17 protein-coding genes are annotated in these 22157 nt (G+C 42.0%); 7 read left to right on the top strand and 10 right to left on the bottom strand.

The window, feature by feature from the left end; translation table 11 throughout:
* Positions 1–386 precede the first annotated feature (386 nt).
* The 3 genes from A7968_RS13540 (at position 387) to A7968_RS13530 (ending at position 5189) form a co-directional block, all read left to right on the top strand.
* Positions 387–3104, top strand: coding sequence for a TonB-dependent receptor (locus tag A7968_RS13540; protein ID WP_064667096.1), 2718 nt, complete (start codon positions 387–389; stop codon positions 3102–3104).
* A gap of 111 nt (positions 3105–3215) precedes the next feature.
* Positions 3216–4571, top strand: coding sequence for a hypothetical protein (locus tag A7968_RS13535; protein WP_064667095.1), 1356 nt, complete (start codon positions 3216–3218; stop codon positions 4569–4571).
* Positions 4572–4640: 69 nt separating this feature from the next.
* Positions 4641–5189 (top strand): HPP family protein, encoded by a 549-nt coding sequence (locus A7968_RS13530; protein ID WP_064667094.1) that lies wholly within the window; start codon positions 4641–4643, stop codon positions 5187–5189.
* 52 nt (positions 5190–5241) lie between these two features.
* On the opposite strand, the gene A7968_RS13525 is transcribed toward A7968_RS13530, so the two are convergent.
* The 8 genes from A7968_RS13525 to A7968_RS13490 all read right to left on the bottom strand — a co-directional run bounded on the left by A7968_RS13525 (position 5242) and on the right by A7968_RS13490 (position 17034).
* Complete coding sequence (locus A7968_RS13525; RefSeq protein WP_064667093.1) at positions 5242–5493, bottom strand: hypothetical protein; 252 nt, start codon at positions 5491–5493, stop codon at positions 5242–5244.
* A gap of 19 nt (positions 5494–5512) precedes the next feature.
* The gene (locus A7968_RS13520) at positions 5513–6349 is read right to left on the bottom strand and encodes a CsiV family protein (protein WP_064667092.1); all 837 of its coding nucleotides are present in this window, start codon (positions 6347–6349) and stop codon (positions 5513–5515) included.
* On the bottom strand, positions 6350–9823 hold the full coding sequence (gene mfd / locus A7968_RS13515) for a transcription-repair coupling factor (RefSeq protein ID WP_064667091.1): 3474 nt from the start codon (positions 9821–9823) through the stop codon (positions 6350–6352).
* Positions 9824–9867: 44 nt separating this feature from the next.
* The gene (locus A7968_RS13510) at positions 9868–10761 is read right to left on the bottom strand and encodes a carbon-nitrogen hydrolase (RefSeq protein ID WP_064667090.1); all 894 of its coding nucleotides are present in this window, start codon (positions 10759–10761) and stop codon (positions 9868–9870) included.
* A complete protein-coding gene (locus A7968_RS13505; RefSeq protein ID WP_064667089.1) occupies positions 10758–11813 on the bottom strand; it encodes an agmatine deiminase family protein in 1056 nt (351 codons plus the stop codon). Before A7968_RS13505 ends, A7968_RS13510 begins: the two co-directional genes overlap by 4 nt.
* A 68-nt stretch (positions 11814–11881) precedes the next feature.
* Positions 11882–12523, bottom strand: coding sequence for a hypothetical protein (locus A7968_RS13500; RefSeq protein WP_064667088.1), 642 nt, complete (start codon positions 12521–12523; stop codon positions 11882–11884).
* A 120-nt stretch (positions 12524–12643) separates the two neighbouring features.
* Positions 12644–15817 carry an efflux RND transporter permease subunit gene (locus A7968_RS13495; protein WP_064667087.1) on the bottom strand — a complete coding sequence of 1058 codons (3174 nt, stop codon included), beginning with the start codon at positions 15815–15817 and terminating at the stop codon, positions 12644–12646.
* Between the two features lie 14 nt (positions 15818–15831).
* Positions 15832–17034 carry an efflux RND transporter periplasmic adaptor subunit gene (locus A7968_RS13490; RefSeq protein ID WP_064667086.1) on the bottom strand — a complete coding sequence of 401 codons (1203 nt, stop codon included), beginning with the start codon at positions 17032–17034 and terminating at the stop codon, positions 15832–15834.
* Positions 17035–17272: 238 nt separating this feature from the next.
* Here A7968_RS13490 and A7968_RS13485 point away from each other — a divergent pair, with 238 nt between their 5' ends.
* A complete protein-coding gene (locus A7968_RS13485; protein ID WP_064667145.1) occupies positions 17273–17875 on the top strand; it encodes a TetR/AcrR family transcriptional regulator in 603 nt (200 codons plus the stop codon).
* An 85-nt stretch (positions 17876–17960) separates the two neighbouring features.
* Here the strand turns inward: A7968_RS13485 and A7968_RS13480 are convergent, their stop codons facing one another.
* Complete coding sequence (locus tag A7968_RS13480; RefSeq protein ID WP_064667085.1) at positions 17961–18725, bottom strand: haloacid dehalogenase type II; 765 nt, start codon at positions 18723–18725, stop codon at positions 17961–17963.
* Complete coding sequence (locus A7968_RS13475) at positions 18725–19372, bottom strand: peroxiredoxin-like family protein (protein WP_064667084.1); 648 nt, start codon at positions 19370–19372, stop codon at positions 18725–18727. The genes A7968_RS13480 and A7968_RS13475 overlap by 1 nt, the downstream gene beginning before the upstream one ends.
* 112 nt (positions 19373–19484) lie before the next feature.
* On the opposite strand from A7968_RS13475, the gene A7968_RS13470 reads away from it, so the two are divergent.
* The 3 genes from A7968_RS13470 to A7968_RS13460 all read left to right on the top strand — a co-directional run bounded on the left by A7968_RS13470 (position 19485) and on the right by A7968_RS13460 (position 22134).
* On the top strand, positions 19485–20375 hold the full coding sequence (locus A7968_RS13470; protein ID WP_064667083.1) for a LysR family transcriptional regulator: 891 nt from the start codon (positions 19485–19487) through the stop codon (positions 20373–20375).
* Positions 20376–20503: 128 nt separating this feature from the next.
* Positions 20504–21061 (top strand): RNA polymerase sigma factor, encoded by a 558-nt coding sequence (locus tag A7968_RS13465; RefSeq protein WP_064667082.1) that lies wholly within the window; start codon positions 20504–20506, stop codon positions 21059–21061.
* On the top strand, positions 21058–22134 hold the full coding sequence (locus A7968_RS13460; RefSeq protein ID WP_064667081.1) for a FecR family protein: 1077 nt from the start codon (positions 21058–21060) through the stop codon (positions 22132–22134). The genes A7968_RS13465 and A7968_RS13460 overlap by 4 nt, the downstream gene beginning before the upstream one ends.
* The last annotated feature ends 23 nt before the right edge of the window (positions 22135–22157 follow it).

The raw sequence follows: 22157 nt of genomic DNA, 5'->3' as shown, positions 1-22157 counted from the left end.
TTGCATAAGTATGGTTAGCATTTATTACTCAGTTTTGCAGTTATACTAAAATGATGTGATTAAGTTGTAAAATTTTCTAATTTAGGTATTTGTTTGTATCAGTTACATAAAATTACAAACTCAGTCGGTTTGATTTCATACGTGTTTTTAATGTTCTAAATTAAATTTATCTATATGAATTTTAAGGGTATTAAGTCGTTAACAATGAAACATTCATTAACCTTTGTACCTATTGAGGGTTTTGTAACTGATGCCATGTTAATTATTGACCTCTCATTCAGTTTTCATTCAGTTAAACCCACCTAAGTTGCCCTCCGTTGACTCGTGATTCTAATAATAACGAGCACTACCTGAGCAAGGTATTTTTCCAACAAGTAGGGTTTCACATGAAAAAATCTATTCTTAGTTTAGCTGTTTTTGCAGCTATTCCTATGTTCTCATCATTGCAAGTTGCAGCTGCGGAAGATGGCGCACAATCAATTGAAAAAATTCAAGTAACGGGTTCTCGCATTAAGCGTTCAGATATGGAAAACGCAAGCCCAGTTACACTAATTGGCGCAGACGATATTAAAGCGATGGGTGCAACTAGCATCGATAGCGTATTACAAAAGATGACCGCAACAGGCGGCGCAATGACCAACCCTGGCGTAAATAATGGTTCAGGCGGTAATGCACGTATTGATTTACGCGGTTTGGGTTCTAGTCGTACGCTAGTACTTGTGAATGGTCGTCGTATGATTGCTTCAGGAACTGGTGCTGCATCAACTGTTGACCTTAACACTATTCCTGTTTCAATGATCAAATCAGTAGAAGTACTAAAAGATGGTGCATCTGCTGTATATGGTACTGATGCGGTAGCGGGTGTTGTGAATATCATCTTAAAAGATGACTTCGAAGGCCTTGACATGAACGTCAACTCGGCAATAACTGGCGAAGGCGATGCAACTGAAAATTCATTTGATTTTACAGTTGGCTCTTCATTCGATAAAGGTAATATTGTTATCGGTATGCAGTACACTGACCGTGGTAAAGCAAAGCAATCAGATCGTGATTTCTCAAGCTGTCCTATTGCAGAAGGTGCTAACGGTCTAAACTGTAACGGTGGTTCTCCATACAGCCCAGGTGGCCATATTTGGCAAGGTGGCGTAATTGGTGATGTAAATGAAGATGGTTCAACAGTTGATGCTGATGGTAACCCTGTTACTTCAAGTCTTGCCCCAACCGATGATGGTTTAAGCGGCCTTGGTGGACTTCATCCGTATACAGATTCAGACCTTTATAACTTTGCGCCAGATAGCTACTTATACACGCCAATGGAGCGTTTGAACTTAACTGGCCTTGCAAGTTATGAAATTTCAAACGATACACGTGTATTTACGGAATTTACCTATACAAAACGTTGGTCTGAACAGCAAATGGCAGCACAGCCAGTATGGTTTGATTTCAAGTACAATGAAAATATGGGTAATTCATTACTTGGTCAAACTTATCTAGGTAAAGTGGATCGTGATGGCGATGGTCTTGCTGATCGTGATGCAGACGGTAAATATATTACTGACACATTAAACTACGCATATGGTGATGATATCTCTTATGGGCGTCGTATGTCAGACACTGGCCCTCGTTATTTCGAACAGTCTGTAGACACTGTTCGTGCGGTAATTGGTGCAGAAGGTTTTGTTGGTGATTACTCATGGGATGTGTCAGCTAACTTCGGTCGTAACGATTCTGTTGATAAAACAGCCAACCTTCACAATATGGGTGCTATTCAAGAACAAATTACTGAAGGTACATTTAACCCGCTTGATCAAGCTGCATGGACATCTGAAGATTTCCGTAAAAATGTTTACACCGAAGTAAATAATGGTGGTAGCCAGTTATTCATCGTTTCAGCATCTGTATCAGGTGAAATGTTTGAATTACCAGCAGGTTATGCTGCTTTTGCTGCGGGCGTTGAGCACCGTCAAGAGAAAGCATGGTATACACCAGATTCACTAACAGCGCAAGGCCTTGCCAATGACCCTATGGTTGAACCAACAGCTGGCGGCTTTGACGTAAATGAAGCGTATGTTGAATTTGCAATCCCATTACTTGCTGATGCACCATTTGCTCAAAACGTAGAGCTAAGCGCTGCAATACGTGCGTTTGATTACAGCACATTTGGTTCTGATGAAACTTGGAAGCTAGGTTTAACATGGAAAGCAAATGACGAACTAATGTTCCGTAGTGTAGTATCTACAGCATTCCGCGCACCAACCGTTTCTGAGCTTTATTCAGGTAATTCACCTTCTTTTGAACGTGTAACTTTCCCTGGTGCACAAGATCAAGCTGAAGTAACAGTAGGTGGTAACTCATTACTTACTCCTGAAGAAGCTGATACTTTCACAGCTGGTATCGTATACGAGCCAGAGTGGTTTGACGGCTTCAGCATGACAGTTGATTATTACAAGATTGAGATTGATAATGCGATTGCATCAGTTAACGAGCAATATATTGTTGATCAATGTTTAGCAACAACTGCAAATGCTGATTCTGTATTATGTCAGTCAGCTAATATCGGCATGGATAGCACCGGTCGAATTAGTTTCAACAACCAGCTGCAAAATGTTGGTGCTGAGGAAACGTCTGGCGTAGATTTAAATTTAGCATATAGCTTTGAAGCTGCAGGCCTTAACTGGAAAGCTGGTTTAGACACCACTTACCTAGACGAGTATGTTGTAACTGTTCTTGATGATACTGTTGATTACGCTGGTTTGATAACTTCAAACATTGGTGGCTATGCAGATCTTAAGTCTAATTTTACACTAAATGCAGCAGGCGATAACTGGGATGCACAGTATCAAGCTCGTTATATCTCTGGTATGGATAGTTACTCATGTATCGGTAAAGACACGTGTTATGCGCCGTCTACACCAACTGTTATCTACCATGACATCAGTGGTTCATACATGATCAATGAAACTGTTGCGCTATCTGCAGGCGTAAATAATTTGTTTGATAAAACACCTCCTTATTACACTGGTAATAATGATTCAAACACTGACCCGTACACATACGATGTACTAGGTCGTCGTTTCTTCGCTGGTGTGAATGTTAAATTCTAATTAGTAAGAATAGTTGATTCTTATGAAGGCCTAGTTTACTAGGCCTTTTTTATTGAACAAATACAGGTGTCACAGTAAACTAAAAGTATCTATATTTTTTAGGAGAGTTGATTGTTAAAACAGGATGAAAATCTATCCTTTATTATTGAACCAGAACTGAGCCCACGCTCTGAGCAGCGTATTGACCTGTATTTTTCCATCCCGAATGAAATGGGTATTAACCCGCAAACGTTAACCGAAGAAGCATATTTTAATCATCACTTTAAATCGCATTTAGCCTATAACGCCAATAATATTCACTTACCGTTAGTGCGTAGTCGCTTTGTAAGTAAAAACAAAGGCGAGCAGCAAGATTACCGACAAAATCTCAATCTCTATTGTTACCAAGTTCGCTTAGCGATTGACACCGATATTAAAGACACGCAAAAAATTGAAGATCACGCTGAATTTTATCAACGCGCCACAGAGTTGTGCGAGCAGAGTATTAGCTTATTAAAAAAATTAAGACGTTATACTCCTGATGATGAAAAGCTGATTTCGTTTTACACCAATGCTGACAACTATTTAAGTTGGCATATCGAGCAATCATTTTTAAAGTTGCTTGATGAAGGGCCGCGCAGTAGTGATTATGCCAAAGAGCGCACTGATCTGATGAACTTTTGCAGATCAGAGCAAGACTATCGTAATGAGCAGCAATATAACTCAGAATCGACGCTGATAGATGCCAATCGGCTCACTAATAAAATGCGTTTATTACAACGTTTGATTGAGCATGGGGTAGTGCTCAATCGTACCACTCGTCATCTTAATAGTTATTTAAAACGCCTAGTTAAAGGCACTGTAACTGCAATTATTATGGCATTTGTGATGGTGGTGGTATTAAATGCGCGTATCACTTTTACAGAAGTGACAGCGACCTTGGTGATTATTTTAGGGGCTATTTATGGCATGCGTGAAATCTTCAAAGAAGATATCACCCGAGTCATTTGGCGCGCGATTGTAAAAGGGCGGCCTAAATGGCGCTTCCAATTTCGTAATAGTGTTACCAAAGACAAGATAGCGACACAATATATATGGCTTGAATATACTCGCTTTAAGCATATTCCAGAAGATGTGCGAAAAATATTTTCTAAACGACGTCAGCAGAACAAGCAAGCCGCGCAGTGGTTACACTTTGCCAGTGAAATACGGGTCAGTGCTAAAGAGTTTCTACCCGGTTACGACAGCCTTCAGCAGAACTTACAGTTTAGTTTAGCTGCATTTACGCGTAATTTAAAAAAAGGCGAAGGTAAGCTATATCATATTGATAATAATAAGATATCTAAACAAAGTGTAGAGCGCAGATATCAATTAAACGTGGTGCTATCTTATCAAAATGACGAGGGGATAAAATACCAGCGTTATAAGATCACTTTAAATAGAAGTAAAATAGTTAACATAGAGCTTATTTATAGCGAAATGGAATAAATATAGTGGTCGATTTTCAATACCCATCAGGTATTATCTCCCTCTTTATACTGCTTGAATGGGAGCGCAATGCGCCTACTTATCTCTAGAATGACTGCCACCAGTCAATGCCCACCGCGTAAACCAATGAGTAAAATTCTCTGGTCTTTACTTGGTTCTTTTTTAGGCATTTACTTGGTTGCTATGATTGGTAAAAGTATCCAGTTTGATCCGTTAACTAATTTATTTTTAATTGGCTCATTTGGTGCCACCGCAGTGCTGATTTATGGTGCACCATTAGCCGAATTCTCTCAACCTCGTAACCTTATTGGAGGTCATGTTTTTAGTGCCATAGTGGGGGTTTCGGTTGCGAAATTTTTAAGTTCGGACTTAATGCTAGCCTGTGCGATTGCGGTGTCAGTATCGGTAGCAGTAATGCATTTAACGCGGACTTTGCACCCGCCAGGTGGTGCTACAGCATTGATTGCAGTGATAGGTGGCGACAGTATCCAACAACTTGGTTATTATTATGTAATTAGCCCTGTACTGTTAGGTGCAAGCATAATGTTATTGGTAGGGTTGTTAGTTAATAATTTGTCTCGTAACCCTAAGCGTCATTATCCGGTTTATTGGTGGTAGCATTGGGACTAGCTCAGGCAGTGATTTAATCACTGACTGAGCTGGAATTAGTCTATTTTTCTAAACCATTTTTACTGTATAAAGAGACTTTGCCAGACACTAAGGTGATTTCGATGCTTTTAGTTTCATCACCCCAGGTGCAATTAGTATGTAAGGTTTTTTCAACACAACTATCAGCGCTGCCCAATATAGCTTCAACGTCGGTTTTGTCCATGCCAATTTCAATTTTTTCGTAATTCTCTAAACTTACTTTTGAACAGGCCGCAAGGCTAAGTGCCGCCGCAATGATTAAAAGCTTTTTCATTTGCTTATCTTCCTTTATTTTAGTGTTTGAATTTTCTAATTTGTACAATCATGCCCATTTTAGGGTGATCAAAATAATGAATATCACCACTTATAACCCGTTTGAATTGTGAAAATCGAGCGTGTTGAATTTCACCGGTGACTTGTCTTTCATTAACATCGAAACTGGCGTTAATAAATAAGTAATGACGTAAGTAAATATTAAAGCTACCGTCCAGCTCCCATTGATCGGCTTCTTGCTCAATCACAGGAGCCAAGTTTTGCTCAGGACTAACTACACTTATAAAGTCATTACTAGGGTATTGCGATGGGTTGGCAACCATGGGGGCGCGCAATAATTTACCACCAAATAGTTTAATATGTTCAGAGCGTGACTGGCTCGCACCTTCAAAACGCCAGCCTGTGTGTAATAGCGGCTTTAGGCCTTTACGTACTAACTGTTGTTGCTGTGATTTAAATTGCAGTTGTTCAGGAGCAAGTAAGTAGGTTTGCTGCATATCGTCTTTAGCAGGCGCTAATGGGCTTAACGGCAATTCAGAGTAACTGTGCAGGTAATCAATACTGTCATCACATAAATTAGAGCGAGTTGCGCCAATCACTGAGTCTGTTAATGACTGCGAATTAAAGCGACTGTCACCGTTAATGCAATCTTGTTTGGCTTGCTCGCTATAAAGCGGGGTAAGTAAATCAAGGCTTCGCTTTGCTTTGATAGGCTCTCGCTCTAAACTAAAATCTTCTTGTAAATAGGGAGCAGGGCGCTGTTTGAAAATAAGTACTTCTACTTCAAACCAGCGTTCGGCAAATGCTGTACTGCTAAATACACAGCACAATAGGATCAGAGATTTTTTAAGCAACATTTAATGGCTAACCTTTTTTTCGAAATCTGCAATCATTGCAGTGACCATTTTTAAGCGTTCACGGGCATTGGCCTCATTGATCGCAAAGCGCAACTTATTTGCACCATCCATTTTGTACACCTTAGGCGCACTTTGTATCAAACCTATAATGAAGCTAGGGTTAACCTTAGTATGTTGGCTAAACTCAAAATAGCCCCCCTTTGGATTTGCTTCAATTTTTTTGATGCCTAATTCGCTGGCTTTAAGTTTCAGCTGCTGCAAACTAAATAAGTTTTTAGTGGCATCTGGTAATAAGCCAAAGCGATCAATGAGTTCAACTTGTAATTCATCCATGTCATCAAGATTAGCACAGCTAGCAACCCGCTTGTAAATTCCCAATCGCGCATTAACATCGTGAATATAGTCATCGGGTAATAATGCTGCGAGTTTTAAATCGACTTCACTTTGTTGATGAAGTAAGTTTTCAAGGGTGGGCTCTTTACCTTCACGTAAGGATTTCACTGCTTGCTCTAGCATTTCCATGTATAAACTAAAGCCGATGGTTTGCATTTGTCCGGATTGGTCGTCACCCAATAATTCACCAGCGCCACGAATTTCTAGATCATGGGTCGCTAGTGCAAAACCAGCGCCTAAATCTTCCAATGATTCAATCGCTTCAAGGCGTTTAACTGCATCTTTTGAGAGTGCTTTTGGATTACCCGTTAATAAGTAAGCATAGGCTTGGTGGTGGCTGCGGCCAACACGGCCGCGAAGTTGGTGTAATTGTGCTAACCCGAGTTTGTCGGCTCTATCCATAATAATGGTATTCGCCGTTGGGATATCAATACCCGTTTCGATGATGGTGGTACATACGAGTACGTTATATTTTTGATGATAAAATTCACTCATCAATTGTTCTAAATCGCGCTCGCGCATTTGCCCATGAGCAGAAGCAACACTTGCTTCTGGCACCCATTCGCTAATTTCTTCAGCAACTCGGTCAATGGTTTCAACATTGTTATGTAAAAAGTAAACTTGGCCGCCGCGTTTAATTTCACGAAGAACGGCTTCTCTGATCAAGTCAGCATCACGCTGGCGAACAAAAGTCTTCACAGCTAACCGCTTTGCAGGCGGTGTGGCGATGATGGATAAGTCGCGCATGCCACTCATCGCCATGTTTAAAGTACGCGGGATAGGTGTTGCGGTAAGGGTTAATATATCGACATCTGCACGCAAGGATTTGATTTTTTCTTTTTGGCGAACCCCAAAGCGATGCTCTTCGTCAACAATCAGTAAGCCAAGATCTTTAAATATAATATCGGCTTGGATCAGCTTATGTGTACCAATAACAATATCTAAGGTGCCTTTGGCCATTTTTTCAAGTGTGTCTTTTTGCTCTTTGGGTGAATTAAAGCGAGATAGCACACCTACTTCGATGGGTAAATCGGCAAAGCGGTCTTTAAAGTTTTCAAAGTGTTGTTGCGCAAGTAACGTGGTAGGTACTAATACTGCGACCTGTTTATTATCGTTAACGGCAACAAAGGCGGCGCGCATTGCCACTTCTGTTTTACCAAAGCCAACATCACCACAGACCAGTCGGTCCATGGCTTGTTTACTTTGCATATCACCGAGTACGGCTTCGATGGCGTTGCGCTGGTCGTCGGTTTCTTCAAATGGAAAACCATCACTAAATACCCGATAAGCGGCTCCGTCAAGTTTAAAGGCATTTCCTGGTTTTGCTTGACGCTGCGCATAGATATCAAGTAATTCAGCCGCCACATCACGGACTTTCTCAGCGGCGCGTTTTTTCGCTTTTTCCCACGCGTCAGAGCCTAGTTTATGTAGCGGGGCACTGGCTTCTTCCCCTCCGGAGTAGCGGCTCAACATATGCAGTGCAGAAACAGGCACGTACAATTTAGCCTCATTGGCGTAGGTGATAGTGACAAATTCGGTGATCAGGCCTGCGGCATCAATTGTTTGCAAGCCTTGGTAACGGCCAACACCATGATCAAGATGGACAATCGGTTGGCCAACTTTTAGCTCAGCCAGGTTACGAATTAACGCATCTTGGCTGGCTTCGTATTTATGCTTGCGACGGCGTCGCTGCGATACTTTAATGCCGAGTAGTTCTTGTTCGGTAATAATAGATAACGCTGGTTTACTGCCAAGCACCACACTTTGCTCCAGCGGGCTGACAATTAAGCCAACATCACTGCTGCTTTGCACAAACTGGTCAAAGGTAGGGTATTCTTTAAATTTTAGACCACTGGGTTTAAGTATGGCGAGCAGTGACTCGCGGCGACCATCAGACTCAACCGATAATAAAACTCGGCCTTTTTGTTTTTTTTGTGTAGCTACATAATTTATAAAGGCTTGATACGGTTCATGCAGTTTATGATCAATGCGTACTGCGGGTAATTCACTGGTGGTGAGGTTTTTATTACCTGCTTTGGTGGGCAGTTTTGCCTGCGAGAGGCGAATGCGGGCAAAATTGCCTAAATTAGAAAATAGTTCATTTATAGGCTGGTACAGTGCAACCGGTTCAAGCAATGGACGCAGTGGATCAACACGGCGGTTCTCATAGCGAACATTCACATCATGCCAAAAATGCTCAGCGGCATCTTCTAAGTCACCTAATTGCATTACTGTAGCGTGCTCTGGTAGGTAATCAAAGATAGTGGCTAACTGGTCAAAAAACAGTGGCATATAATATTCGATACCTGCCGGCCAATTGCCTTTGGTTACTTGCATATACACGGAGTCTTGCGACGAGCTGGCGCCAAATTTTTCGCGGTAGTTGATCCTAAAGCGCTCAATATCCGCTTCGTTGGTAGGGAACTCATGCGCAGGCAGTAATTCAATTTTGTCGACTTTTTCATCTGAGCGTTGACTCTCAACATCAAATAAACGAATGGTGTCGAGCTCGTCATCAAGGAAATCAAGCCTAAATGGGTGTGGGCTACCCATAGGGTATAAATCAACAATTGAGCCGCGAATAGCGTACTCACCATGCTCCATCACTTGTTGTACGTGTAAGTAGCCCGCTTGCTCTAAGTTATCACGAAGTTGATGAGTATCAAGAATATCGCCAACTTTAAAATTAATGGTTGAGCCATAAATAAACGAAGCCGGGGCGGTGCGTAACATCAGGGTTGATACAGGTACAATCAATACACTTTGTTGTTCTTTTTTTAGCGTATTTAAAGTGGCTAAACGTGATGAAATAATATCTTGGTGTGGTGAGAAGTGATCGTATGGCAGTGTTTCCCAGTCAGGAAAAATCATCACTGGATGATCTGGCAATAAGCACTCTAACTCGGTTTCTAAGCGCAGCGCACTCGGGGTATCAGGAGTAACGATCAGCACTAAGCCAGCTTGTTGTTTCACCCCTTGAGCAATGGCAATACTTAAGCCACTGCCGGTTAATTGCCCCCATTGAATTTTATCTTTTTGAGATTTTACCCAAGGCAAGGCTGCCCATTGCGCAAACGCCATTTACTACTCCTTTAATGCGCCTCAACAGAGGCGCTAATTTATTCTTAATCGCGATATATTTTGGTTAAATCTTGGTAATGATCAATACGACGGTCGCGTAAATACGGCCAAATTCGTCTAACATTTTCAGAGCGCTTTTGATCAAGTTCAACCAGTAACAATTGCTCATCAGTGTTATTCGCTTCTGCTAGCAGCTCACCTTGGGGACCGGCAATAAATGAGTTCCCCCAAAATTGAATACCGTCACTTTGACCACTTGGATCACTTTCATGACCAACACGATTACAGCTAATAACAGGTACACCATTGGCAACTGCGTGCGCACGTTGTGAAATCACCCAGGCATCTTTTTGACGAGTTTGCTCACCTTCATCATCTCGGGGATCCCAACCAATAGCAGTTGGGTAAATTAATAATTCAGCACCCGCCATCGCCATAAGACGTGCAGCTTCTGGAAACCATTGATCCCAACAAACCAGTACACCCAGTTTGCCTACCGAGGTCTGAATAGGTTCAAAACCCAAATCACCTGGTGTGAAGTAAAATTTTTCATAAAAACCTGGATCGTCAGGGATATGCATTTTACGGTATTTACCAGCAATAGTGCCGTCTTTTTCAAGTACTACCGCAGTATTGTGATACAGGCCTGTGGCACGTTTTTCAAATAACGAGGCGACAATAACAATGCCTAACTCTTTCGCTAATTCACCAAGTACATTACTACTTGGTCCTGGGATGGTTTCCGCTAAATCAAATACATCCACGTCTTCGGTTTGGCAAAAGTAAAGGCTGCGATGTAACTCTTGTAACACCACAAGTTGCGCACCTTGGCTTGCCGCATCGCGAATACCGGCAATTGATTTCGCCATGTTTTGCTCGGCATTATCAGTGTTACTTTGCTGCACTAAGGCAACAGTTAAATTTGCAGGGCTGCTCATAATGATGCTCCAGCTAAAAATCCACGGGGTAATTGCATAGTAATGCAGTGTAAACTACCAAATTGATGAATAATAGGTAGGCAGTTAACGCCTATAATTTGATGTTCAGGGTATGCTAACTGAATTTGCGCAAGCGCTAAATTATCGTTCTCATCCGCATAAGTTGGGACTAGCACTGCACCATTGATGATTAAATAGTTTGCGTAGGTAGCAGGTAATCTGTCGCCATCATCATTAAAGACGGCTTTAGGCCAAGGTAAAGCAATTAAGGTATATGGTTTACCTGTGGTTGTTTTAAAACCTTGTAACTGTTTTTCCATAGCATTGAGAGCACTGAAGTGCTCATCACTTTCGTCATCACATTTTACATACACTAAGGTATCGTTGGGAGCAAAGCGCACTAAAGTGTCGATATGACTATCGGTATCGTCACCGGCTAAATAGCCGTGATCAACCCATAAAAAGTCGCTTGCGCCAAGGTGGTCACGCAGGCACTGTTCAATGTCTTGCTGGCTTAGATCAGGATTACGATTTGGATTGAGTAAACATTCACTGGTGGTCAATAATACACCGTGTTGATCAATCTCAACGCCACCGCCTTCTAACACTAAGTTGAGGGCTTGATATTGATTAGCAGGATCGGCAAGTTGCTCAACCAGTACTGCATTGATCTGGTTATCTAAATCACTGGTAAATTTATTACCCCAGCCATTAAAGGTAAAATCAACGATTTTTAGTTGCTTGCTATCTTCTAATGCAGCACAGGTCAGTGGCCCATGATCGCGGGCCCATGTATCGTTACACGGTGTCACCACAAAATGCACACGGCTTAAATCAACTTTATTTTGAGTTAACAACTGGCTTATGTAGGTTTTTAATGCTTCATCATGAGCGATGATCACTAATTGCTGAACGTCGCAGATGTGTTGACATAGTTGCACATAGACCGGCTCTACAGCGGTTAAGTTGTCGCACCAATCAGTGGCTTGGTGAGGCCAAGTGAGCATAACAGCGTCTTGCTCAGCCCATTCGGGTAATAGTCTAAAGTTCATGAATTTAATAAACAAACAAAGGTGTGGCTAGTTTAGCATTTCAGCCGCATATGTCAGCTTTTTCATGGTTATTGTTCAGGCTTTGTCGGTGTTTCTTCGTCGGTTTTCAATTGTTCAAAAGATTGTTCATCAGCTTGCTGTTGTTGGCGCTTCTTAAGCTGTCGAGTTTGTGCATGCAAACTGGCACGCACGACAAGTTCTTGATCAGTGTCGCGAATAGCTTTAAATAGTAAGGTGTATTGGTAATGTTCATCGTCAATTTTATTAACAGCCACCACTTCGGTATAACAATAAATTGCAGATGCTTCGTGTTGTAAAAACAGTTTTGTGCGAAATGCTTGGCCAATTGAGTAAGCTTTTGTATCGGTTAATTTTACACCGCCACCGCCGTAGCTATCACAATACATAGCGTTATCTTCAGGTTGTTCTGAAGCTAAAATATGGCTCATTATCAAGTCAATTTTGCGCGATTGTGCTTGTAAAAACACCGCGAGTTCTTGTGCCACATCACCTAAGTTACGCAGTGGTCTGAGAGAGCTTTGTTCGAGTTCACTCACTTCATTGGCGAGTTTAAATAACGGGGGAATATCGGCTTCTAATTGCGCTAACGTTGTCGGCACCTTGTTATCATCTACGGCAAATAAATTGACTCGGTTACTTTCATCTATTTGAAAGTACTGCTCAAACTCGGTTAATTTTTCACTGTTCATAATTAGGCTCCTCGACGCACGAATTAATATAGTAGCGCTGACAACATAAAATTGCTAGTTATCAAGTTGCCATAAAAAAGGGCAAACTACTGTTTGCCCTTATATTTTTGTTGTAAGTAATTAAACATTACCTTCTTGAGTATCGACATGCTCTCGTTTATGGTGAGCTGCGATTTCATCCGCTAAATCTGCACGGGAGCGTTGCTCTGTTAATTTACGCTCTGTCAGCCAGTAAAAGAACAGAGGCACAAAAAATACTGCTAGGAATGTTGCAGCCATCATCCCGCCCATAACCCCAGTACCAACACTATGACGTGCGCCAGCACCGGCGCCAGAACTGATAACCAAAGGCACTACACCTAAAATAAACGCCAATGAGGTCATAATAATCGGTCTAAACCGTAGGCGGGCAGCTTCAAGTGCTGCAGCGCTTGCGCTCCAACCTTGCTGGTGTTTCATCAAGGCGTATTCAACAATCAAGATGGCGTTCTTACTGGCTAAGCCAAGTAAAGTCACTAAGCCGATTTGGAAGTAGACATCATTGGTCATGCCGACTAACCAGATTGACACCAACGCGCCAAAGGTACCAAATGGCAGGGCCAACATCACCGATAATGGTAAAGACCAACGCTCGTAAAGTGCTGCAAGGATCAAAAATACCATGATCACCGCAAGGCCTAAGGCAATGCCTGTGGTGCCTGAGCTGCGCTTTTCTTGATACGCAGAGCCGGTCCAATCATAAGTCATATCCGGTGGTAAGACGGCTTTCGCAATACGCTCTACCTCAGCAATTGCTTGACCAGAGCTGTAACCCGGTGCGGCGTTACCGAGCAATTTAACCGCTGGCAGGTTGTTATAACGGTTCAGGCTTTCTGGTCCGCGGCTGTATTCTATGTTAGTAAACGCCGACATGGGCACCATAGTACCTTGGCTGTTTTTCACATAAATTCGACCTATGTCATCCGGTTTCATTCTAAACTCTGCTTCTGCCGACATCAGTACTTGCCATGCACGACCAAATTTATTGAAATCATTAACATAGTAAGTGCCGAGTGTGCCAGCAAGGGCGGTGAACGCATCGTCAATCTCAATGCCCATGGCACGGGCTTGCTCGCGGTCTACATCCACTTTTAATTGCGGTGCATTTGGACGCCATAATGTTTGTAAGCCACTTAATATCGGGCTTTTTTGTGCTTCAGCCATCATTAGCCCCATGGCTTGTTGTAGCTTTTCCGGGCCACCTGCGCCTTTGTTTTGAATATAAAATTCAAAGCCGCCAGTATTGCCTAAGCCAAAAATAGCAGGGGGGTTAAACGCCAGCACTAAAGCCTCATTTATATGTGCGGTTTTCATAAACAGCTCATTAACGAGACTTTTGGTATCAATTTCTCGTTCGTCCCAATGCGTTTGTGTTACAAATAAGGTTGCTGCACTGTTTTTATAACCGCCACCGATAAAGTCAAAACCTGTGAATGCCACGACATTTTCATTGGCAGGGTTTGACTGTACGGCACTAATTACTTCTGCGACGACTTCTTCTGTACGCTCTAATGAGGAGCCATCAGGTAAAAAAATTGCAGAAATATAAAAGCCTTGGTCTTCATCGGGCACCAGTGAACCAGGAGTGTTTTTCCAAAGTCCAATGGTGATTGACACCATACCAATCATCAGCAATAGCCCCAATGCACCGCGGCGCACCATAAATCCAACGGCACCCACGTATTTACTGGTTATTTTGGTAAATACACGGTTGAACCATAAAAAGAATTTGGCGGTTTGTTTGTGCTCTTGTTTTAAGATAAGTACACATAAAGCGGGCGTCATGGTCAGTGCGACTACGCCTGATAAGCTCACTGCAATTGAGATAGTAATGGCAAACTGACGGAACAATTCACCAGTTAAGCCACCTAAAAAGGCAATCGGCACGAATACAGAGCACAACACCAACACAATCGCAACAACAGGGCCTGATACTTCTTTCATGGCTTTAATGGCAGCTTCATGGGCACTAACATGCTCTTCATGCATGATACGTTCAACATTTTCAAGTACCACGATAGCGTCATCCACCACGATACCAATAGACAGCACCATACCAAATAAGGTCAGCGAGTTAATTGAGTAGCCAAGCATATACATGCCCGCAAATGTGCCAAGTAGTGATACCGGCACGGCAAGGGTTGGAATAAGCGTGGCGCGCCAATTTTGTAAAAACAAAAATACCACTAGAAACACTAACACCATTGCTTCAATTAAGGTGATGACAACTTCTCGAATTGAGACTTCAACAAAACGGGTGGTATCGTACGAATTTAAGTGAGCAAGGCCTGTCGGAAATTGCTGGGTCACTTGTGCTAATACGCCATTTACTTCTGCGGCTACATCAAGGGCATTGGCGCCAGGTTGCAGGAAAATACCAAGGAGCACGGCTTCTTTACCGTTGATGGTCCCTCTAAAGTTATAATCTTTCGCACCTAGTTCAACACGGGCTATATCTTTTAATCGTAAGCTACTGCCATCAAGATTTGAACGAATAATGATTTCTTCAAACTGCTCCGGTTCCGATAAACGCCCTTGTGCCGTCACGCTGTAAACGAGCTCTTGCGCAGATTGCGAAGTGGGAGTTGCACCAATCGAACCCGCCGCATATTGAGAGTTTTGGCTGCGAATAGCACCCGCTACTTCTTCAACCGTCACACCGAGCTGACTCATTACATCAGGACGCAGCCAAATCCGCATGGCGTAATCTTTAGCACCAAAAATTTGTACGCTAGTAGTGCCGGGAATACGTTTGATGCGATCTAAAATATTCAGTGTCACATAATTTGACGTCCATAGACTATCACGGCTCCCATCTGGCGAATAAAACGCGTGCACTTGTAAAAAGCTTGATGACCCTTTTTGCACTACTACACCTTGGCGGCGTGTCTCTTCTGGCAACCGGGCTTCAACTTGTTTGACGCGGTTATTGACATTGACCGCAGCTTGGTCAATATCGGTACCAATTTCAAAGGTTATTTCAATCGTTGTTGCACCAGAGCTGGTAGAGGTTGAAGACATATACATCATGCCTTCTACACCGGTAATGGCGTTTTCTATTGGTGCTGCGACTGTTTGTTCAAGTACTTCAGCTGAAGCTCCCGGATAAGCTGCTGTAACTTGCACAACCGGTGGGGCAATTTCAGGGTATTGCGCAATGGGCAAACTGCGCATAGCTGCAAGGCCTGCTAAAACAATGACGATAGAGATCACAAACGCAAAAATAGGTCTGTCGATAAAATAACGAGAAAACATAATACTCCCTGCGCTTATTCCGCGCTTACCTTGTTTGTTGCATTGTTAACAGCCACTGGCATACCCGGAAAGAAAATCTTTGCCATGCCATCAATGATGACTTCATCGCCTTGCTGGATCCCTGACTTAATCAGCCAAAAGTTTTTATCGCCTTGATTATCAGGCTTTTGGATCCATTCGCCGACTTCAACCGGTGCTGGGCGGGCAATCGTGCCGCCTTGTTCATTTTTTGCGACGACATACACAAACTTGCCAGTACCGTTATCAAGCACTGCGCGCTGTGGGATCACAAACGCATTTTTACGCACCGCGCCACTTAATCTAACGCGTACAAACTGCCCAGGACGTAGTTTAAAGTCGGAATTAGGAATAATTGCTTGCAGCTCACTGGTGCCGGTATTTGGGTTAATACGCACGTCAGAGAAGTTAACTTTGCCGGTTCGTTGATACAGTGAGCCATCTTGTAGTTTGATGCTGGTGTGCCATTGGCCTTTTTCTGGCAAGGTTAATGAGCCATTAGCGACATCTTGTCGCATTTGTAACTGCTCGCGCTCAGAAATACCAAAGCGTAATCGAATCGGATCAAGTTGCGTTATTTGCGTTAATAATAGATCAGGGCCTGATACATAAGTGCCCTCTGAGACAAATTCACGGCCCATAACACCAGCAACAGGTGCTTTTACTTGTGCATATTCTAAATTGAGCTGGGCTTCTTTTAGTGCCACTTTAGCGGCCGCTAACGTAGTATTGGCAATATCTTTAGTAGAGCTGGCGTTATCGTAGTCACGTTGTGATACTGATTTGTCAGCGCGTAATTTTGCTAAACGTGTAACCTCACGCTCAGATTGTACTAATGAGGCTTGTGCGCCGTCTAAGGCGGCTTGCGCGCTCTCAACAGCGAGTTGATACGGGGCTAAATCGATAGTAAAAAGAGATTGTCCTTGGCTAACGGTTTGACCTTCATCAAAGTTACGAGATTCTAAAATTCCTGTCACTCTGGCACGCACTTCAACTTCTTTAGAGCCAGATAAGGTGGCTGGCAGTTCAATTGTAAACGGCGCATCTTCATAGCTTGCTATGGTTGTTGCAACGCTTGCTGGATGCATTGCTGCTTGTTCAGCTTCAGGGGCTTCACTACAGCCTTGCAGTAACAATGCGGCTGAGGTTAATAAAAATAAAGGTAAAGATAATTTTGATGGTGCGAAAGGCAGACGCATGGTTACTCCACAGTTCCAATTGTTAAGTATGAATAATAGTAAATGTTTTCTAAGTTAATAGCATGGCACAGTGTTGATTTTATGATCAACTTAAATAGCGCTTGCTGAATCCATTTAGCTTAAGTAAACGCAAGTGTATACCTATTCATGTTTAAGGTATACACTTGCGTTTACTTTTTCTAAAGTGCGATTATATTGCAAATTCATGTATAATATTTGGATAAATATTGGGGGCAGTATGGAACCAAATAGTACTAAACAAAATGATGTATTGTGCGTTGCGGTAGAGGAGTTTGCGCAACGTGGTTTAGTGGGTACAACCATGGAAGCGATTGCGAAAAAAGCGAATGTTTCAAAACGCACACTTTATAAGCATTACGCCAATAAACAAGCTTTGTTTGATGATGTAGTGTTATTGCTGCTGTCGCGTATTGAGCAGTTACAAAATTATCATTTTCGCAGCAACGTACCAATTTACGAGCAACTAAAAGATCTTGCTCGCTTGTCACTTTCTTTAGGCAGTGATGAAGACTATTTAACCTTGTCGCGTATTGTGATCATTGAATCAATGCGTGATAAACAACAAGCCGCGCGCCTAGAAGCTAAATTTTTAGATTGTGGCAAAGGATTACAAGGCTGGTTTGCACAAGCACATGCAGCAGGGGTATTAAACGATATTCCTGCCGATATTGCTGCGGCCTTTTTCTACGGTGGGCTAAAGAAAATGGCCTACTGGGAGCAAGTGATCCAATGGAAACCAGCACTTGATGAAAAAAAAATTGAGCAACTAATTGACTTAACATCACGATTTTTTATTAGCGGTATTAAACTGCAGCAATAAATAAGCGGCCATGATTATTCCATTAACTGGCCGCTTGGGTATTGATTTGGGTAAAATCAGTGTTTAGCTGAAGCCTAGAGCAGGCTTATTTAAGTAGAGCGGTTAACTCAGTTAAATCTTTCACGTTATAGTCAGGTTTTTCTGCCAATGGATATAGCGCTTTACCCGGGCGCGCAATAAAAGCAGTTTGCAAGCCAGCAGCTTTTGCCCCTGCAACATCCCAGCCATGCGCTGCAACCATCAGTGCTTGCTCTGGTTCTACCCCTAATTTATCCAGCGCCCATTGATAGGCACGTAAATCTGGTTTGTAAATTTTAATATCTTCAATGCTGTAGCGTGCGTCGAAAAAACCGGTTAAACCAGCACTTTCAAATTGCGTTTTAACGCCATGATTTGATGAATTCGTGAGGCTTACTAACTTATAACCACGATCTTTGAGTGCCTGCAGTGCTGCTATTACGTCAGGATGCGCGGGTAAACTTAATAACGGTGTAACAATGGCCGTTTTTGCTTGCTCTGCATCGAGCTTAATATTGTTGTTTTGCGCCACCATTAATAGTGATGCCACGCCAACTTTACCAAAGTCTTGATAATCACCAATTGCTGTACTGACTAATGAATGATGCAACATAGTTGAAAACCACAGTGGTAATAAATCTTCACGTCCTGCCAATGCTGCGCCAATTGAAGTGCGCATAGACTCAAGATCAAGTAGTGTTTCGTTTACATCAAAAATAATAACTTTAGGTTTGCTGAACTGAGGTTGAGCTGCCATTGCGTTTGCTCCAAAAAAAATGCAAGTGACTAAAAAGGAAACAATCAATGTTTGTACTTTTTTCATTAGCGTCATTATTTATCGCTCTTTAATGAGTTAAGCACATCACTTGGTTCTGCACGTAAGGTATAATCTTCAGTGGCAAACGCGTAGGTAATGATCCCTTGTTGATTAACCACATAAGTTGCCGGCAAAGGTAGTTGAAAGCTGTCATCACCATTTGCTTGCGGGATATCTAACCCAAATTGCGCATAAATGGGCTTTAAGCGTTCATCGAGCGTAAACACTAAGCCAAATTGCGCTGCAACCAGATTACCTACGTCAGATAACACATTATATTCTAGGGCATTCTTTTCAGCGGTGCTTAAAGAAGCGTCGGGTAACTGAGGCGAAATTGCCACAAGCTGTGCTCCCAGAGCTTTAAAATCAGGGAGTAGGGCATTGAGCGCTTTGAGCTCTAAATTACAATACGGGCACCAACCGCCACGATAAAAACTGATAATTACAGGGCCTGAAGCAAGCAAATCGGCTAATCTTGTTGCACCACCATGTTGATTAGTCAAACTGAAATCTGTAACAGTATCAAAGACTTTCAAGGCATTATCTTTGATGTGAGTTGCTATTAATTGTTCTGTGGTTTGATCCATGACAGCAAGAATATCAGCGGGTACATTGGCTTTTTTTTGCTGCTCGTAAACGGCTATTTGGGTTGCTAAACTCATTATTGTTTCCTCTTTGACTCGAATGTTGACCAGTATACTGTTTGGTTTATTTAAATATACTTTGCAAAACTGAAAGCTATATTTGAAAATATCGAATATAAGAGGGTAGCGTATGTATAGCATCAGTGATTTAGAAACATTTATAGCGATTGTAGAAAACAAAGGGGTGTTGGCAGCGGCCAGTGCGCAGGCATTATCACCTGCAACGGTGAGCCATCGGCTCAGTAAGTTAGAGCGAGAATTATCAACAGTATTAGTGTTCAGGGATAGCCGAAGGATCCGCTTATCACCAGCAGGTGAAATATTTTATCAACGAGTTGGCTCGATTTTAGAGGCACTTCATGATGCTGAGCATAGTATTGGCGCACGGAGATCATCAGTCAGTGGTTTACTCAGAGTAACCATGCCACCTTGGGTGTTTTCAAAATACGTGATGCCTAAACTGATTGCGTTTGAGGAGCAATATCCTGATTTAAAATTAGATTTTTTGATTTCAGATAATTTTGTCAATGTAGTCGATGATGCACAGGATGTGGCTATTCGCGTGGGTAAACTGAATGACTCAGCACTGCTTTCTCGTAAGGTCGTGAATAATTATCGTATTTTATGTGTTGCGCCAAGCTATGTAGCAAAATACGGTATGCCAAATAATCTAACTGAGTTAGCACAACATTATTGGGTATGTTTACCTTGGCAGCGCCAGCTAAAATTAAAAGATGATAATCAAACCGTGGTTAACTTTAACGCGAAAACGCGTTTTACTATTTCAAATTCAGATAATATGACTCAAGCGGCTATTGCAGGGCACGGTATTGCGATCAAGTCTAAATTAGCGATTTCTGAAGAATTAGCGACAGGTGAGCTAATTGAAGTGCTACCTGGGATTTTAGCTGATAACGATGCGCCAGTTTGGTTTTTAAAACCGCAAAACAGTTTACCCACACGAAAAACTGAAGTCTTTTATGAGTTTATGAAGTCGTTATTTAACCTACCTACAGCTTAAAAAGAAAATAGTGTAAGTGTTTTGTGAGTGAAACAGCGCTAATAACCACAAAATTAACAATCGCGCTTGTAATTGTCGTCAAAACTCGTACTCTTAGCGTAATAATAATAACAAAGGTACAGTCAGTAATGACGCGAAAGCTTGCATTATCCACTACATTTCTAGAATTGTCTTCGCAGTTACGTCGATTTGTTTCGCGTATTGTACAACCAGATGATGTAGAAGATATCGTACAAGAAACTTTTGTTAAAAGCTATCAGGCTGATTTAAAACAAGATATTAAGTATGCTCGTAGCTATATGTTAAAAACCGCTAAGCATTTAGCGCTTAATCATATTGCAAAATGGGATAATCAACATTGTGACTCATTAGACACCTCGGATGATTATCAACAGTCGTTGAAATCAATGCAATTAGAGGATGAAGTAACCTCAAAAGAGCGTTTCTTATTATTTTGTCGTGCCACTGAGCAATTAAGTCAGCCAGTACGAAAATGTTTTATATTAAAGAAAGTGTATGGCATGAGCCAAAAAGAAATTGCAGCGCATATGAAGTTAAGTGAAAGTACGGTTGAAAAACATATCGCTAAAGGTTTGTTACAGTCGATGCACTATATGCAGCAGCATGAACAGTTGGATGAGCAGCACAATCACACAATCAAACCTGCCAGGAGGGTGGGAAAATGAGTAATATTCATCAGTTTTCGTCCAAAGACGCCATTCAAGCAAAAGCGAGTCGTTGGATCAGTGCCATGGATCGAGGCTTATCAGCGCAAGAGCGCCACGAGTTTCAGCTTTGGGTGCAAGAAAATAAAGCCCATCAAGATGCGGTATTTGAATTAGCCCAATTATGGGACGAATTGAGCGTATTAAATGAGCTAAGCAGTTTATTCCCCAATAAGCATGGCATAAACAAGCCTGTGCAAAGAACAGCTAATTTCTCTATTGCGGCAAGTGTATTTGCAGCCTTACTGATTGCCAGCTTTATGTTTATTGCTATTGAGCATTGGCCAAGTGCACCTCATGAACAAGCAAAATACAGCAAGATTTATCGTACTAAAGTGGGTGAGCAAGCCACGTTTGTATTACCTGACAGTACAATAGTGCAACTTAATACTAATAGTTTATTAGAAGTGGCGTATACAAATAGCCGTCGCCAATTAATTTTAAGTCGTGGTGAAGGACGTTTTAACGTTGCCAAAGATGCCGCTCGCCCTTTTACTGTGATGGCAGGAGATAAGTCATTCACAGCGTTAGGCACAGTATTTAATGTACAACGTAATGCGGCATCTGATTTAGAATTAGTAGTCACAGAAGGTAAAGTAATGATCACTGACCCTTCTGTCGCTGTAAATGCGGATGATTTTGTACAATTGCAAAACGCCAGTAACGATACCGCAAAAGTTAAAAATATTAATGCCAGTATTGTCATCTCTGGTGAAAAAGCATTGATAAAAGAAAGTATAACAAAACCAATTACGCGTTTGACGCAAGACGATGTACAACGCGATTTAGCATGGCAACAAGGGATGTTAATTTTTAATGGTGAACCGCTTAGCGACGCTTTACAAGAAGTGAGTCGTTATACCGCAACACGCTTTGAATTAGCAGATCCTAGTTTAGCTTCACTAAAGGTAGCGGGTGTTTTTAAGGCTGGGGATATTGTCGGGTTGCTTGATAGTTTACGATTAAATTTAGCCATTGAGCATGAACGGTTAGGTGAGCATATTGTGAGTCTAAAACAGTCCGATAATAGCTGATCTTTTTGGCTTACTCTTTGATT

The sequence above is a fragment of the Pseudoalteromonas prydzensis genome (assembly GCF_001661495.1).
GTDB classification, from domain to species: domain Bacteria; phylum Pseudomonadota; class Gammaproteobacteria; order Enterobacterales; family Alteromonadaceae; genus Pseudoalteromonas; species Pseudoalteromonas prydzensis.
The sequence above is the reverse complement of the archived record's forward strand: the minus strand, read 5'-3'. Positions and strand labels throughout refer to the sequence as shown.